This window comes from Nocardia farcinica, assembly GCF_001182745.1.
Classification (GTDB): domain Bacteria; phylum Actinomycetota; class Actinomycetes; order Mycobacteriales; family Mycobacteriaceae; genus Nocardia; species Nocardia farcinica.
In genome coordinates this window covers 169,204-183,212 of the sequence record NZ_LN868938.1, presented here as the reverse complement: position 1 = coordinate 183,212, position 14,009 = coordinate 169,204, and the positions used below count along the sequence as shown (strand labels likewise).

Below are 14,009 nucleotides of genomic sequence, written 5' to 3'. Positions count from 1 at the left end.
GGGAGACGACTACTCGCCTCGCTGCCGCTTTCGTTCTTCCCTCGTGGCTCGCAGCATGGCGAGGTGTTCCTTCGACGGCGGCGCGACCGAGACTTGCACCGGGTCCAATGATCCGTCCGGGAGATACAGGTTGCCGTCCCTCAGCCGTTGCTCGGAGTTGCGGATCGCGGCGGCGAGGAAGTCCGGGGGATCCAGAGCGAACACCGCCGCGAACCTCGTCAGGAGGTCGAGGTCAATCGAGCTGCCACACGCCTCGATCCGGGCGAGCGCATCGTGTGGGATGCCTACTCGCTGGGCGAGGTCTTGCTGAGTCCAGTCCAACGCGGCGCGCTGCACACGCAGCTCAGCCGCGACCTGCCGGGTGAGTTCGCCGACATGCTGCCACTCTGTCATCACCTCAGGCTATCCACGAGCAGTCGGCTGCGTAGGCGTATCGGAGGGCGTGGGTGTCGGCGGCCGCTCGTACGATCTGCGGGCATGAGCATGCTCGCGCTGATCGGATCGCCGGTCGCTGTTGCGGCCTTGGGGGTTTCGGCGTACTCGGTGTACCTGAAACTACGAGAGGCCCCCGTACCGGGGGTAAATGTGAACACCCGCCGGAGCCAGATCGTCACCAACGGCGAGGCTGAGGCGGATGTGCTGATCCGGGCGATGGGTGCCGCGGTCCGCTACGAGGCCCGCGCTCGTGTCTGGGGTGCAGGGAACGTGCTGTTCAAGACGCCACATCACCTGCCGAAGATGACCTGCGAGTCCGACCCGATCGAGGTCGCGATCTCCTACCCCGCGGACGCGGTGACCGCGCCGTGGGTCGGGCTGACCTGGTTCGAGCATTACGGCCGCAGTGTGCGCGAATACGCGGTGCGAGTGAACATGAGGACGGAGGAGTACCAGGTGTGGCGGTGGCGGAACCGGAACCGGCTCCTGCGGTTCGGCCGGCCCGCCGGGTACTGGTTCACCCCGAGGGCCACCGCTGACGGCGGCCTACAGCTGGTCGAGCGAGACGAGGCCATGGGCGCTGGCGTGTCGGTAGACCCGGAATCCGTGGAGCCGCACGACGTGTGGAAGTAGCGCGCCGGTCACATCACCGACCGTTCATCGAACGCTGTGTGGTCGCAGTCGGCGGTGAGCGGCGGCGTGTACACGGTGGCGTCGCTGTCGGGTCGGCCCTCATCGAGGCAGGTCAGGCAGGTGTGGGTGCGGTGGCGGCCGATGGTCTTGCAGGAGCGGTGCCCGACCAGCACGCACCCGCCGGTGAACCGGTGGCCGTGCGGGCAGTGCGAGGGTGCTTCCTCGGCCCACCCCTTGGGTGTGCGGTACAGCCTGGGTCGCCGGTCCATGCATCGATCCAAGCATCGATCGCGCTGGTACTGCACCCCCGCTCTCTACGGTGGCGCGCTGTCAGACCAGGGCAGCGACGGGATGGAGAAGCCTGATGGTGTACGAGACCCCCAGGGGAAACGACGATCTGGCCGCGCAGACTGCGCGGTTGGAGCGCGAGCAGATCGAGCGGGAGCGCGCCGAGCTCGCGGAGGCGCAGGCGTTGGTGCGTGAGCGGCGCGCCCAGCGTCCGCCGGTCTCGCCGGTGCCGATCCCCGGCGCCGACGCGATCCCCGGCGCGGTCGGGCTCGCCGAGTCCGCGCCCGCCGAGGTGGTGAGCGCGCCCGCGGTGATCGACCCGGCGGGCCGGGAGTTCGAGCGGGACGAGCATGGGGAGCTGGTGCGCGATGGCCGCGGTGAGCCGATCCCGGTCGGCGAGTACGACCGCGACGAGCACGGCCGCGTGGTGTTGGACGACGACGGCAATCCGTACCCGGTGTGGCCGCACGAGACCGTGGACCTGAACGGCCGCACCGTGCAGGTGCGGGTGCCGCAGCCTGCGGCGTTGCAAGCGTTCTCGATGGCGGTCTCCAAGTTCACCCCGGTGAAGACGCAGAACGACATGATCGCGCTGTTCGTGCGACGCCACATCTCCGATCGGTCCTACAACGAACTGCTGATGGCGATGATGGACCCGGACGATTCGTTCACGATGGAGCACTTCGGTGACCTGATGCGCAAGATCGCGACGCTGGGCACTGCCCGCCCTACCGGGCCGTCGCGGCCCTAGCGGAGTACGCGGCGCGGGAGTGGCGGCGGGTTCGGGGCCGGTTGATCCTGGCCGGTATCCCCGACCCGCTGCGTATGCTCCCGGACATGCACGCCGTTCTGGACGTGGTGGAGGTGATGCTCACCGAGCACGCCCACGCGAAGGCGCTGGAGCGGCTGAATCAGATCCTGTACCGGCCGGACCTGGAGGACGACACACCGCCGCCGGGGTTCGAGGTCGAGGAGCAGCAGCAGTCGTTCAAGGCGTTCGCGGCGTTCGCGGGCGAGTGAACCGGGAGGACTGGCCTATCGGCGCCCCTGGAGGGCAGGCGGTAGGTTCCAGTCCTCCTGGTCTCGGGGCACCCGCTTGCCCGGGCGGCGGGCGTTCCAGTCATCCACGGTCTGCGCCAGCCATCCCCGCACGTCCCCGATCAGCGCGTCCTCGACGGGCAGCTTGTACCGGTTGAGGGTGGTCCGCTGCACGCCGATCCGCTCGGCGAGTTCGGGAGCCGACAGGTACCGGACGGTGTTGTGCACCGCGGTCGGCCAGCTGTCGGGCTGGTCGATCAGCTCGGGCAGCCACCCGATGATCTTCGGCCCGATCTGGGCGTTCGGCGGCGGGAGCTTCCGGTCGGCGATCCAGCCGTTGATCGTGGATCGGGACTTTCCGAGCCGGGCGGCGACGTCACCTACGCCGATGTAGTGGAGCGTCATGGCGCACCTCCTTCCTGTCTCCCTCCACCGTATCAATCGTGTGTGTGTACAGTCCACGCGGTTGCCTGGTCGGGCTGCCGCGAAGTGACCGGAAACACCGATTGACCAGCGGGTTCGGCGACGGCCGGGGCTGGACGTGTCTAGGCATAGTCCAGGCTGTTGCACCCCAGGTCTCTACCTTCCCCGGGCATGGCCACCACCCGCACCCGCATGGCCGAGCTGCTGGCGTTCGCCCGCGCCCGGCACGGACTCCCCTACGCCTACGGCGGCAGCTTCACCCGCGACCCGCGCGACTCCACCGACTGCTCGGGCGTGGTGTTCTCGGCCGCCGCGATCGTGCACGGCATCGACCCGTACCGCCGGTACGGGTCGACCGAGACCTTGCGTCTCGCGCGGATGAACCGCACCCCGGCACCGTGCGGGCTGCTGCCCGCCAGCTCCGCCGCGGCGATCCCCGCCGACGCTCCCCTACGGGTTGGCGTGCAGCACGGCGGTGGCGGCCCGAACTCGCACACCGCGTGTTCGTTCTTCATCGACGGCCGTCAGTTCGATTTCGAATCGCGGGGCTGGCCGGGCGTCTTGCTCAACAACGGCGCCCGCGCGTGGAACGACCGTCTGTTCCATGACTTCTGGTACTACCCCGGTCCGGTCGGCGAGCCCGACCCGCGCGCCTTCCCGCTACCGCCCGGCTACTACTACGGCCCTTATGAGGGGCCGGAGGAGTCCATCTCGGGCCGGGCCGGTGAGCCCACCGAGTGGGTGGACGGCCTGCGTCGGTGGCAGACCGCCGCAGGCATTCCAGCGGATGGCATCTACGGGGAGGCGACCCGGCGGCGCGCCATCGAGTACCAGATCCCGGCCGGTCTGATGCCGGACGGATTGATCGGCCCCAAGACGTGGGCCCTGGCGATTGGATCACCGAGGATGAGCGACACCGATCTGTACAAGGCGCTGACCGAGTTCATGCAGGGCTACCTGGGTCCGCTGATTTCGGACGTGAAGGACATCCGCGAGCAGTTGACGGGCTCGCGCGATACCCACTACCTCGACCCTGAGCGGAGGACGGTGGACGTTGCCCGCTCGTTCCCGGGCTGGCCGGAAATCCTGGGCAAGAAGGCAGACGGGACCGGGAGGCTGCCGGTCGACGTTCTCGGGGAACTGCTGCGGCGCGGGCAGTGAGGCGGGGTTGGCGGCGGCTGCGGGCCGCGGTGGATCGGCGGGTGCAGTCGGCGGCGCGCCGGTTGGGTGCGTGGCTCGAGGGCATCGAGTTCGAGCAGTAGTGAGCGCTGCCGCTGCTGCGGCGGGAAGGAGGTGATCGGAGTGAGCGCGATTCTCGATCGGCTCGATGGTGGTGATGTGGTGAAGATCCTTGGTGCGATCGGCACCATCATCGCCGCGTTCCTGGTGTAGCCGAGGCGGCACCGGAAAATCGGGGTTGGCTACAGGTTTGGCTACAGCACCCCCGAGCACGAGAAAGGCCCTGACCGGGTATTCCCTGGTCAGGGCCTTTTTCTGGTGGTGGTCCCAGCTGGGATCGAACCAGCGACCTTCCGCGTGTGAGGCGGACGCTCTCCCGCTGAGCTATGAGACCGAAGCGGGCGCCCGGGCGATTCGCACCGTCCGAACGAGATGGAACATTAGCACGGGTCACCCGCCGGTCACCAAATCGCCACTTGGACAGGGTCGCGGCGGGACGGAGGGGTGGAGCCGTGCCGTGCGTGATCGGTGTGCGACGCCCCGGGACGCGGTCGCCGGGCCACCGCGGCAGTGTCGCCGGCTCCGGCGGTGTCGCTCGCGTGCGCGGGCGGCGCTTCGCCGCGTGCCGGGCCCCTCCCGCACCATCCATCACGCCCACCCCATGACACTTCGCGGTTTCCGGGCGTTCTACCAGCGGATTTGTACCTTTCACCGGGCGTCGGCTAATGTTCTGTCTCGCACCACGGAGGCCGGAAAGCCCCCGGAAGTGCGAATGCGGATGTAGCGCAGCTGGTAGCGCATCACCTTGCCAAGGTGAGGGTCGCGGGTTCGAATCCCGTCATCCGCTCGAGAGGTAGGGCCAGGCAGTAACAAGCCTTCCCCCTTTGCGCGGTGGAGTGGCCGAGTGGTGAGGCAACGGCCTGCAAAGCCGTGCACACGGGTTCGATTCCCGTCTCCACCTCGCGCGATTAGCTCAGCGGGAGAGCGCTTCCCTGACACGGAAGAGGTCACTGGTTCAATCCCAGTATCGCGCACCACCGAGAAAGACCCCGGGAAACCGGGGTCTTTCTGCTGTCCGGGCAGGTTCACACACTCGCCGCATGATGGCAGGTCACACACTCGCCGCGATGATGGCAGTTCACACACTCGCCGCGATGATGGCGACGAGCGGCAGCACGCTGGAGCCGATCGTGCCGAGGACGCTGCCGCCGCGCGGGCGCCAGAAGCCGAGAAGGTCGGCCAGACCCATGGCCAGGCTGGCGAGCAGCATGTACCAGCAGGCGGTGAGGACGACGGCGTGACCGGCGGGCTCGTTGCCCGAGTGCAGGATGAGCAGGCCGATCAGGGCGCCGGCGCCGCCGAGCAGGTTGCGGACGCCGACGACGAACGCCCACATTCGCACGTCGGCGACGTCGGTGGTGTCGACGTGCAGCCAGCGGCGCACGGCGGGACGGTCGTAGAAGAACATCTCCAGCGGCGAGACCGCGACGTAGACGATGCCGCTGAGCAGCGCGGCGACCTGGGCGATGCCGTTCACCGGGCACCGCCGCGAGCGTGGTGGTCCATCGGGTCACCTCCGGAGCGGGATTCTCAGAATGATCCTGGTCGGGGCGGTTGTCCAGGGTGATCGTGCCCGGTGGTGTCGGCGGGCGTGGTTACGCTGCTTGCGTGACCGAGGTGGCGGTGTCGGGGGACGGGGTGGAGTCGGCGTTCGGCGACGACGTGGCCGGGGAGGTGGCGTTCGGGCTCGAAGAGGTCAACGAGGTGATCGCCGGGCTGGTGGCGGTGCATGCCGAGCGGCGGCGGCGCGACGCGGAGATCCTGGCCGCGCGGCTGGGGATCGGCGGGGAGCCACCGCAGACGCTGGCGGCAATCGGGGCACGGTTCGATCTGGCGCGAGACCGGGTGCGGCAGTTGCACACCCGCACCGTCGGGTACATCCTGCGCGAGACGCACCTCGGCGGCGACGAGCGGGCGGCGTTCACCCGGCGCTACCCCCTCGAGGCCAGGGACTCCGCGCTGGTGCGGACGCTGCTCGCGGAGACCTACGCCACCGACACCGACCTGGCGGCCAATGAACTCACCTATCTCAAGCTGCGGCTGGCCGGGCACGCGCCCGAGGACGCCAAACGGGTCGCCGGCTACGTGGTGCAGCGAATCATGGGGTGGCAGAAGAAGACCAACCGGCGGCTGGCGGCCTTGCGTGAGGAATCCGCGGCCGCCGCCGCGCTCACGGCGCTCTCGGACCAGATCGAGTGGCCGGCGCGGGCGAGCGACCCGGCGCCGCTGCCGAGCGCGTCGGCGCGCGTGGTCGACGGTGACGACGACCAGCGCGGCCGGTTCTACCTGGCGAAGGTGGGCCGCGACGTCGGCTTCGACTCCGCGTTGCGCGCCCGGCTGCTGCTCACCCTCAACGCCGCCGACCAGGTGCGCACCTTCCAGGAGGAACCGGCGGCGGTGCGCTACACCGTCGACGGGCAGACCGGGCTGCACCATCCCGACGTGGTCGCCCAGCTCGCCGACGGGCGGATCGTGCTCGTCGACGTGCAGCCGCTCGGGCAGGTCGGCATCCACGTCAATCGGGTGAAGGCCGCCGCGCTGCGCGAGCACGCGCACGCCAACGGGTGGGGCCTGCTGATCTGGACGGGCAGCCGAACCGGTGTCGCGCAGCTGCGCGACCGCCGGGTCGATGCCGAGCTGGAGCAGCGGCTCGGCGACCTGTTGGCCGCAGGCCCGGCGCCGATGACGGCGGTGCGCCGCCTGCACCGGGAGGCCGGGCTCGAGCTGCTTGACCTCGCGGCTCTCACCCTGCGCCACGGCTGGCGGTGGGACCGTGCCCCGTTCCGGCTGAGCGCGCCGCCGCCGACCGGGGACTGACCGAGCCGGTCAGCGGACGATCATCGCCGCGGCCAGAAACGTCACGATCAGCAGCATCGCGCAGATGGTGATCAGCTGCCAGTGTTCGATCGTGCGGTTGAGGCCCTTGATGGTGGCGCGCAGGCTGTCCTCGACCCGGTGCCGCTCGGCGAGGGTGCGATTGACCGCGGCGACCGCGTCGGCCTGTTCCTGGGCCTTCTGCTCGGCGCGGTCGAGCCGCCAGTGCAGTTTCGCGATCTGCTTCTGCTTGTCCCGCACCAGCGTGCGCGACACCGCCAGCGCCGTCCGCTGATTGACCAGCTCCTGACGTTGCCGGGCGATGATGGTTGCCTGCGACCTGGTGTGCTGCTCCCAGTCGATCACGCGCGCCCAACCTCCGGTGTTCTCGTCGCGATAACCCCAGACGATATCGCCGGACACCCACCCGCGCAGGAACTCCCGCAGCTCGAAGGGCGTGCGCCGGGGTGCGGCCAGCCCGCGCTGGTCGGTGTCGAGCATGCCGGTGTCGATCAGGTAGTCGCAGGCGTCCGGGCCGAGGTCGGCGACACCGAGCGCGGGCAGATGCCGCACCCAATAGCCCGGCGGGCACAACCACAGCACGCCCGCGCAGCCCGCGGCGCGCAACCGGTCGGTGTGCTCGCGGGCCAGGGTGCACTCCAGGGCGCCGCTGCGGACCTCGATGGCGTACCAGCGGTCGCCGCGCCGCCACCGGACGTCGACCAGGATGCCGCCGATGCGCTGATCCACCTCCGCCTCGTCGGCGCCGAACTCGACCAGCCGCGCGCACAGCCAGTATTTGAGCCGCTGCACATCCCATTGGGCGTCCGCGCATCCCGGGCAGCGGCAGCTGTACTGGGACCTGCCTATCGCGGTGCCGCGCGCCGCGTCGGCGGCCTCTCCGATGCCGAGTTCGGCGAGCACCGCCCGGCGCCCGCAACCCATCTCCGTCCGCTGCTTGGTCCGCACGCGATCACTCCCCTACCCGACACGCCGGTCTCGCGACCTACTCCATGGAATCCAGAGTGCTCCTAACTTTGCGCGCCCGCCAGCCCCCTTTACTCGCAGTCGGGGGCATTACGGCGTGCCGCACGGCGCGTCTCGCGACACGCACTGCGTTCCAACGATTTCCGGTAGCGACACGCGAGATCTTCGGCACACCGGCGAGGGCGCCCGGGGTGGCCACTCGCGGCCGCGCGACGACGAGTAGCGTCGGCGGTTCCGCGGCGCCGGCACCGGTCCCGGTCGGTCCGGCTCGCGGTGCGCGCGCCTCGGACAGCCCGTCAGGGCGGGGGCGCACGCCGGGCAACGGCAGGAACCGACGGATAGAATCGCCGGGCCACCCGCCCGGTTCGGGCACACGATCGCAGAAGAGGTAGCCACGGATGGAGCACGGCCAACAGGACGCCGAGCCGATCGGCGCGATCTTGTCGGGCATCGCGACGCTCCTTCGCGAGCTCGGTGACCAGCTCGACGCCGCCGCGACCAGACTGGACGACGAGACCGGTCTGGAGACCCGGCTCAAGAAACTCGAATCGTGGGCTTTCCGCACCGGCCAGGACATTTCGAACCTGCAGGCCAGGATGGACAAGGTCGAGACGGGGACCGCCCGCCCGGCCGGGACGGCTCGGCGGACCCGCGCCGAACGGCGAGAAGCGGCCGAACGCGCCGAGCTGGCAGCCGCCGACCAGGGCGGGCCCTCGCGCTCGGCGGCGACCGGTGACTCCTCGACCGCCGACGTGGTTCCGTTCACCGCTCGGCCCGGCCTCGACGCCACGGAATCACCCGGCCGCCAGCCGTTCCCGCGCCCCGCGGGCGGGCAGGAGGCCGCGGACCTGTCACCCGACGCGAATGACGGGGTTCGGCCCGGGCGAGGCGCGCAGGCGGGCCGGAACGGTCGCGCCTCGGCCACCGCGAGCACGGCCTCGACGGAACTGCCCACGCGCGCGGCGACGAACTCCGGAGGCGCCGAGGCCGAAACGTCCCGGACCGACACGCCACGACTCACCTCCTCCGGCGCAGCCGCGAGCGAGACGGATTCGACCGTGTCGCATGCCGATCCCGCACCCGAGAGCCGGCTGGATACGCCGCCGCAGCCCGGTCGCGCCGGTGCGCTCCCGCCGCGGCACGGGGACGGGGCAGCGGCGGAACCGGTCGCCGGGGTGAACGTTCACTCCGCGGCACCGGATGGCGCCGCCTCGACCGGACAGCGCGGCGGGGGCGCCACGGAAACGCACGGCGGCGATTCGGCCGGAGAACACGGCACCGGATCGACCGGCCAGCACAGCGCAGGCACCGCCGCACCACACGCCACCGATTCGGCCGCGCAGCACAGCGCAGGCACCGCCGCACCACACGCCACCGGTTCGACCGGACAGCACAGCGCGGCCTTCACCGGACAACACGGCATGGGTTCCCCCGGTGCGCGCTTCACCGCGGAACACGGCGGCGATCGGGCATCGCGACACGACGGGGATGCCGCCACGCAGCTCGGGAGTCAGCCGACCGCACGCCACGGCGTCGACCCGTCTTCGCGGCACGGTCGAGCGGCCGTCGAAGAGCAGGGCGCCGACGGGGCGCGGCGCGACACCGATCCGGCCGGCACCGGCCCGGCGGCCCGGCAAGACCCGACCGCCGAGGTTCGGCAGGGCGCCGACTGGACAGCTCAGTCGGGCGCGGTCCCTTCGGCACAGCAGGGCGACACCCTCGCGGCCCGGCAAGGAATCGGCGCGGAGACGCAGCCGGGCGCAGGCACTACCGCACGGGACGGGGATGCGGCGGCACGGCCACGCATCGACCCGGCGGCCGACAGGGGAATGGGCCCGGCGCGCCGCCGCGCGGAATCGACGGGGCCGGGCGACGTCGACAGTGCCGGGCAGTCCGCGACGTGGGCAGGACCGGGCGGCTCGGAGCAGAACGAGCTGGACGCTGCCGGTCCGGCGGGCGGAGCCGGGCGCACCACGGACCGGTCGGCCGACCCCGGTCCCTGGACATCCGCGGACGCGGCGTCGGGCATCCAGCCGACCGGCCGCCGCGCCGCGGACGAGAGCGCCGACGCACACGACACGGCAGCCGAAGGACACGCACGGACCGAGCCACCCCGGGGCGCGGTGACGGAACCCGCGCCGGGTGGCCGGCGCGCCGCAGGGCAGCGCGCTGACGCACACGGAACAGCGGGCGTGGCGCACGGACACGGCGAGCCGTCCGAGGGCGGGTATTTGGCCGCCGAGGCGGAACTCTCGGCGGGCGGTCGGCGCGCAGCCGACAACACCCGCGCACCCGACGGAGAAGGACGCCCGCAGGCCGCGCACCCCGACAGTGGGCACCCGGCCGCGCCGACCACCCTCCCCTCGAGAGCCCGGCGCGCGGCGGACCAGCACATCGAGACACGGGAGGAGGCCGCCGCCGCACAGACCGAGCGGCCCGACGGCGCGGCGGTGGAGCTCCCGGCGCGCGGCCGGCGCGCGGGCGAGAGTGCCGACGGGCCAGGGGCGGCCGTGCCGCACGCCCAGGTCGAGCGCCCCGAGGGCGCGGCGGGGCCCGGCCGCTGCCGCGGGCCGCGCGGGCACGCCAGGCCGACAGCGGGACCGCGTGGAGTGCGTCCGGAGGCGCGGGCGGTGCGGCCGAGAACCGCCCGCCCACACCGGAGTTCGGCGGCGCGGCGCCCTCGGGTGTCACACCGCGGCCGGACGCAGCGCTCGCTCCCCCGCCCGGCGGACCCGACCCGCACTCGGACGATGTTCGCCGTCCGGGACGGTTCCGTGCGGAATCGGCATCGCAGGCCACCGCAGCGGCGCCGGACAACGGCGCCACCGGGGCCGAATCGGCCGCACCGTCCGGCGAGGCAACCGGGTTCCCCGGCCCCTTCGCGCCGAGCGGTGCCGGCACCGATGCGGGTTCCGTGCCCGCCGACACCGCGCACCCGGATGCGCCGGTGCGACTCCCGCAGCGCTCCCGCCCGGCCAGGGACACCGCCGCCGAGACCACCGGCCCGGACGTCGCGCGCGGTGGCCTGCCGCAGCGGGGCCGTGCGCCCGAACAGCCGAACGCGCCGCTCCCCCACCGTGACCCGCTCGCGGCGATCACCGGAGACACCAGATCGGGCTCGGACGACCACACCCCGGGACGGCCGGGTAGCGAGCCCCGGCGCGACCCGCTGCCGGAGATCGCCGCGGATCGCGGTCCGCTCGTCGAATCACCGGCACCGTCGTTCCCGGAGTCGCGTTACGCCGACCTGGAGCGACTGGCCGCCGAGACCGCCTACATCGACGACGAGCCCACGCCGCCGGCCGGCGAATCCCCCTCGGGCACCGCCACCCCGCGGACGGGTTCCGAGATCGCCACCGAACGGGTGGCGGCGCCGATGCGGACACCGCAGGTGCCGCCCGCCCTGCACGACTGGATGGATCCGCTGCCGCCGAACCCGGCGCCGCATCACGGCGATCCGGGGGAGTCGAACGGCGGGGTCGAACCGGCCGGGATCACGCCGCGGCCCGGTCGACCGGAGGCGGCCAACCCGTTCGGGCCGCCGACCGCCGCGCTCACGCCGGAGCCGCCCGCCACCGGCCGGCCACCGAGCGGGGACATCCCGTTCCAGGTGGAACCCGTGGTGGACGACGCGGTGTCGCCGCCGCGGCGGCCGACCATCGAGGAGAACGCGCACGTCGACAAGCTGCAGGCCATGCTCGACGAACTCAAACGCAACCCCGCGGGCCCGTTCGGCCGCCACACCCCACCGGAGAACCCCGGCCACTAACTGGACAACCGAGCCCGCGCGGCCTTCGGGTGCACCTCCGAGGCCGCGCCGGGCGGTATTCACCCGGCCGCGTCCCGCCGGGTGTGACCGGCCAGTGCGGCCGCGCCGAACACCGTCACCATCGCGGCGAGCACCACGATCGCACGAACCGGCGGCCCGGACTGCTCACCGAGCACGATGGCCGCCAGGTCGAGACCCGCGGTGAACGGCATCCAGTGCAGCACCGGGTCCAGCATCGGCACCATCGCCATCAGCTGTTCCAGCAGCAACATCCACACCAGCGGGCCCGCGATCGCCCCGGCGACGGAGCGGGTCAGCACGGCCAGTGCCGTCGCGACCACGGCCCAGGCCAGGATGATCAGCAGGTACACCCCGAGATAGGCCCAGCCGCGCCCGGTCATGGCGAGGCCGTCCGGGTAGCACCGCGCGGCGAGGAGCGCGAGCACCATGCCGAGGACATAGGACGCGACGAGGAATCCCGCCACCACGAGCAGGTGTGACAGCAGTGACGTCCACCGCCGACGCTGGGTCAGGAAGGCGACCGCGCTCGCCCCGTGGCGGATCTCGCCGGCCGCGGTGGCCCCGGCGAACACGACGGCGAGCACGTGGAAGATGCTCGCGCACTTGCCGAGGTCGCCCGCGTCGAGCGGGCCACGGTACTCGATGTCGTACAGCAGGGTCATCAGGACGATCGGGCCGACGCAGGCGCCGACCAGCAGCGCGGCGTACACCGGCGTGGTGCGCAGCGTCGTGAGGCGCACGAGGTCGGCGGTCAGTGCGGAGCGCATGGCGGTCACCGTTCGCCGCGGAATTCGGCGGTGCGCTCGGTGAGGTCGAGGAAGACGTCCTCGAGGGTGGGGGCCGCCTCCCCGAGCGCGGTGACGAGCAGCCCGAGGTCGCGACACAGCCGGGATAGCGAAGGGGCATCGGGAATTCGGTGATCGAGCTCCACCCGCAGCCCGGCCGCGGTCCGTTCCGCGACGACGCCCAGTTCCCGCAGGCGGGCCGCGAGCAGCTCGTCGCCGTCGGTGCGGACGAGGACGTGGCCGTGGCGGTCCAGGAAAGCGGCGAGCGTGCCCTCGCCGAGGAGTCTGCCGCGGCCGAGGACCACCAGGCGGTCGGCGATCACCTGCATCTCGGCGAGCAGATGGGAGGAGACCAGCACGGCGCGACCGGCGTCCGCCGCCTGCCGCAGCACCGACCGCATCCAGTGCACGCCTTCCGGATCCAAGCCGTTGACCGGTTCGTCGAGAACGAGATTCCGCGGGTCGCCCAGCAGCGCCGCGGCCAGGCCGAGGCGCTGCCGCATGCCGAGGGAGTAGCCGCGGACGCGCCGGTCGGCGGCGGTGGTCAAGCCCACCGCCGCCAGCACCTCGTCCACCCGGGTCGGCGGCAGCCCGGCGGAGGCGGCGACCACCCGCAGGTGGCCGCGGCCGGTCCGGCCGGGGTGATACCAGGCGGTGTCGAGGACCGCGCCGACGACCCGGGCGGGCCGGTGGTGGTCGCGCAGCGGGTGTCCGTCGACGAGCACCCGCCCCGCGTCGGGCAGGTCGAGACCGAGCAGGCAGCGCATGGTGGTGGACTTGCCCGCGCCGTTCGGGCCGAGGAAGCCGGTGACGGCGCCGTCGGGGACGGTGAACGTCAGATCGTCGACCGCGACGACCGCGCCGAATGTCTTGGTGAGACCGGCGACCTCGATCATCGGTCACCGCCGACCCGGGTGAATCGACCGGCGAGCTGCTGGATCAACCGGTCGAGCGACGGACGGACCAGCGCGACCACGAGCGCGACCACGACCACGCCGAGCGCCAGCCCCGAGAGGACGTCGTGCACGTAGTGCACGCCCGCGCCCACCCTGGCGGCCGCGACGGCCAGCGCGACCGGGACGGCGAACCAGGCCACCCGCGGCGCGGCCAGGACGCAGGCGGTGGCGAAGGCGGCGGCCAGCACGGCGTGGTTGGACGGCCACGACCAGTCCCCCGCGGCCGGGCAGCCCAGCACGGTGGGCAGCCCGGCCGCCCGGCAGGGGCGTTCCTCGGTGACCAGCAGTTTGACGACCTCGCTGAGGAGGTACGCGCCGACCACGCCGACACCGGCGGCGGTCAGCGTCACCAGGGCGGGACGGTCGCGCCGCCACGACCGGACCGCCAGTACACCGGTGGTGGCGACGAGGACGAGCAGACCGGCACGGGCGGTGAGTCCGACCAGCGGTGCGGCGGCCGAACTCTCGGCCGTGCCCGCGATCCGGAGGTAGAGGGCCTCGCGGACCGGGAAGGCGGCGACCGCGAGCAGCGCGAGGACGGCAGTGACGAGGCCGACGAGGCGGGCGGTCCCCGTGCTACGGGTGGACCCGGGTGGGTGAGGAGCGATCATGCTGCTCGAC

At 72.2% G+C, this 14,009-nt stretch carries 14 protein-coding genes and 4 tRNA genes; 9 read left to right on the top strand and 9 right to left on the bottom strand.

Annotated features, from left to right (window positions below; all coding sequences use genetic code 11):
* Positions 1–9: 9 nt before the first annotated feature.
* A complete protein-coding gene (locus AMO33_RS00960; protein WP_139337562.1) occupies positions 10–393 on the bottom strand; it encodes a helix-turn-helix domain-containing protein in 384 nt (127 codons plus the stop codon).
* Positions 394–477: 84 nt separating this feature from the next.
* Here AMO33_RS00960 and AMO33_RS00955 point away from each other — a divergent pair, with 84 nt between their 5' ends.
* Positions 478–1,068, top strand: coding sequence for a hypothetical protein (locus tag AMO33_RS00955; RefSeq protein WP_139337561.1), 591 nt, complete (start codon positions 478–480; stop codon positions 1,066–1,068).
* 8 nt (positions 1,069–1,076) lie between these two features.
* On the opposite strand, the gene AMO33_RS00950 is transcribed toward AMO33_RS00955, so the two are convergent.
* Positions 1,077–1,337, bottom strand: a complete 261-nt coding sequence (locus AMO33_RS00950) for a hypothetical protein (protein WP_060589835.1) — start codon at positions 1,335–1,337, stop codon at positions 1,077–1,079.
* A 95-nt stretch (positions 1,338–1,432) separates the two neighbouring features.
* Between AMO33_RS00950 and AMO33_RS00945 the strand changes: the two genes are divergently transcribed.
* Together AMO33_RS00945 and AMO33_RS00940 are read left to right on the top strand one after the other, a co-directional pair.
* The gene (locus AMO33_RS00945) at positions 1,433–2,107 is read left to right on the top strand and encodes a hypothetical protein (RefSeq protein ID WP_060589834.1); all 675 of its coding nucleotides are present in this window, start codon (positions 1,433–1,435) and stop codon (positions 2,105–2,107) included.
* 41 nt (positions 2,108–2,148) lie between these two features.
* Positions 2,149–2,376 (top strand): DUF7240 domain-containing protein, encoded by a 228-nt coding sequence (locus tag AMO33_RS00940; RefSeq protein ID WP_060589832.1) that lies wholly within the window; start codon positions 2,149–2,151, stop codon positions 2,374–2,376.
* Positions 2,377–2,391: 15 nt separating this feature from the next.
* On the opposite strand, the gene AMO33_RS32410 is transcribed toward AMO33_RS00940, so the two are convergent.
* The gene (locus tag AMO33_RS32410) at positions 2,392–2,799 is read right to left on the bottom strand and encodes an AlpA family phage regulatory protein (protein ID WP_107103074.1); all 408 of its coding nucleotides are present in this window, start codon (positions 2,797–2,799) and stop codon (positions 2,392–2,394) included.
* Positions 2,800–3,009: 210 nt separating this feature from the next.
* On the opposite strand from AMO33_RS32410, the gene AMO33_RS00930 reads away from it, so the two are divergent.
* On the top strand, positions 3,010–3,978 hold the full coding sequence (locus tag AMO33_RS00930; protein WP_159005655.1) for a peptidoglycan-binding domain-containing protein: 969 nt from the start codon (positions 3,010–3,012) through the stop codon (positions 3,976–3,978).
* A 337-nt stretch (positions 3,979–4,315) separates the two neighbouring features.
* Here the strand turns inward: AMO33_RS00930 and AMO33_RS00925 are convergent.
* Positions 4,316–4,390 (bottom strand) — tRNA-Val (locus tag AMO33_RS00925).
* Positions 4,391–4,770: 380 nt separating this feature from the next.
* On the opposite strand from AMO33_RS00925, the gene AMO33_RS00920 reads away from it, so the two are divergent.
* From AMO33_RS00920 to AMO33_RS00910, 3 genes are all read left to right on the top strand, one after another.
* Positions 4,771–4,843 (top strand) — tRNA-Gly (locus AMO33_RS00920).
* Positions 4,844–4,886: 43 nt separating this feature from the next.
* Positions 4,887–4,957: transfer RNA gene (locus AMO33_RS00915), tRNA-Cys, on the top strand.
* A gap of 1 nt (position 4,958) precedes the next feature.
* A tRNA-Val gene (locus AMO33_RS00910) sits at positions 4,959–5,033 on the top strand.
* 101 nt (positions 5,034–5,134) lie between these two features.
* Here the strand turns inward: AMO33_RS00910 and AMO33_RS00905 are convergent.
* The gene (locus AMO33_RS00905; protein WP_060589828.1) at positions 5,135–5,533 is read right to left on the bottom strand and encodes a DUF1304 family protein; all 399 of its coding nucleotides are present in this window, start codon (positions 5,531–5,533) and stop codon (positions 5,135–5,137) included.
* Positions 5,534–5,664: 131 nt separating this feature from the next.
* Between AMO33_RS00905 and AMO33_RS00900 the strand changes: the two genes are divergently transcribed.
* Complete coding sequence (locus AMO33_RS00900) at positions 5,665–6,873, top strand: hypothetical protein (protein WP_060589826.1); 1,209 nt, start codon at positions 5,665–5,667, stop codon at positions 6,871–6,873.
* A gap of 9 nt (positions 6,874–6,882) precedes the next feature.
* Here AMO33_RS00900 and AMO33_RS00895 read toward each other — a convergent pair whose 3' ends face one another.
* Positions 6,883–7,839, bottom strand: a complete 957-nt coding sequence (locus AMO33_RS00895; RefSeq protein WP_240327363.1) for a hypothetical protein — start codon at positions 7,837–7,839, stop codon at positions 6,883–6,885.
* 2,932 nt (positions 7,840–10,771) lie between these two features.
* Here AMO33_RS00895 and AMO33_RS00890 point away from each other — a divergent pair.
* Positions 10,772–11,626 carry a hypothetical protein gene (locus AMO33_RS00890; protein ID WP_060589824.1) on the top strand — a complete coding sequence of 285 codons (855 nt, stop codon included), beginning with the start codon at positions 10,772–10,774 and terminating at the stop codon, positions 11,624–11,626.
* A gap of 59 nt (positions 11,627–11,685) precedes the next feature.
* Here the strand turns inward: AMO33_RS00890 and AMO33_RS00885 are convergent, their stop codons facing one another.
* The 3 genes from AMO33_RS00885 to AMO33_RS00875 are packed head-to-tail and all read right to left on the bottom strand — an operon-like array spanning position 11,686 to position 13,999.
* Entirely contained in the window at positions 11,686–12,414 is a 729-nt protein-coding gene (locus AMO33_RS00885; RefSeq protein WP_220276481.1) for an ABC transporter permease, read from the bottom strand.
* Positions 12,415–12,419: 5 nt separating this feature from the next.
* The gene (locus tag AMO33_RS00880; protein ID WP_060589821.1) at positions 12,420–13,328 is read right to left on the bottom strand and encodes an ABC transporter ATP-binding protein; all 909 of its coding nucleotides are present in this window, start codon (positions 13,326–13,328) and stop codon (positions 12,420–12,422) included.
* Positions 13,325–13,999, bottom strand: a complete 675-nt coding sequence (locus AMO33_RS00875; RefSeq protein WP_086840819.1) for a phosphatase PAP2 family protein — start codon at positions 13,997–13,999, stop codon at positions 13,325–13,327. The genes AMO33_RS00880 and AMO33_RS00875 overlap by 4 nt, the downstream gene beginning before the upstream one ends.
* Positions 14,000–14,009 lie beyond the last annotated feature (10 nt).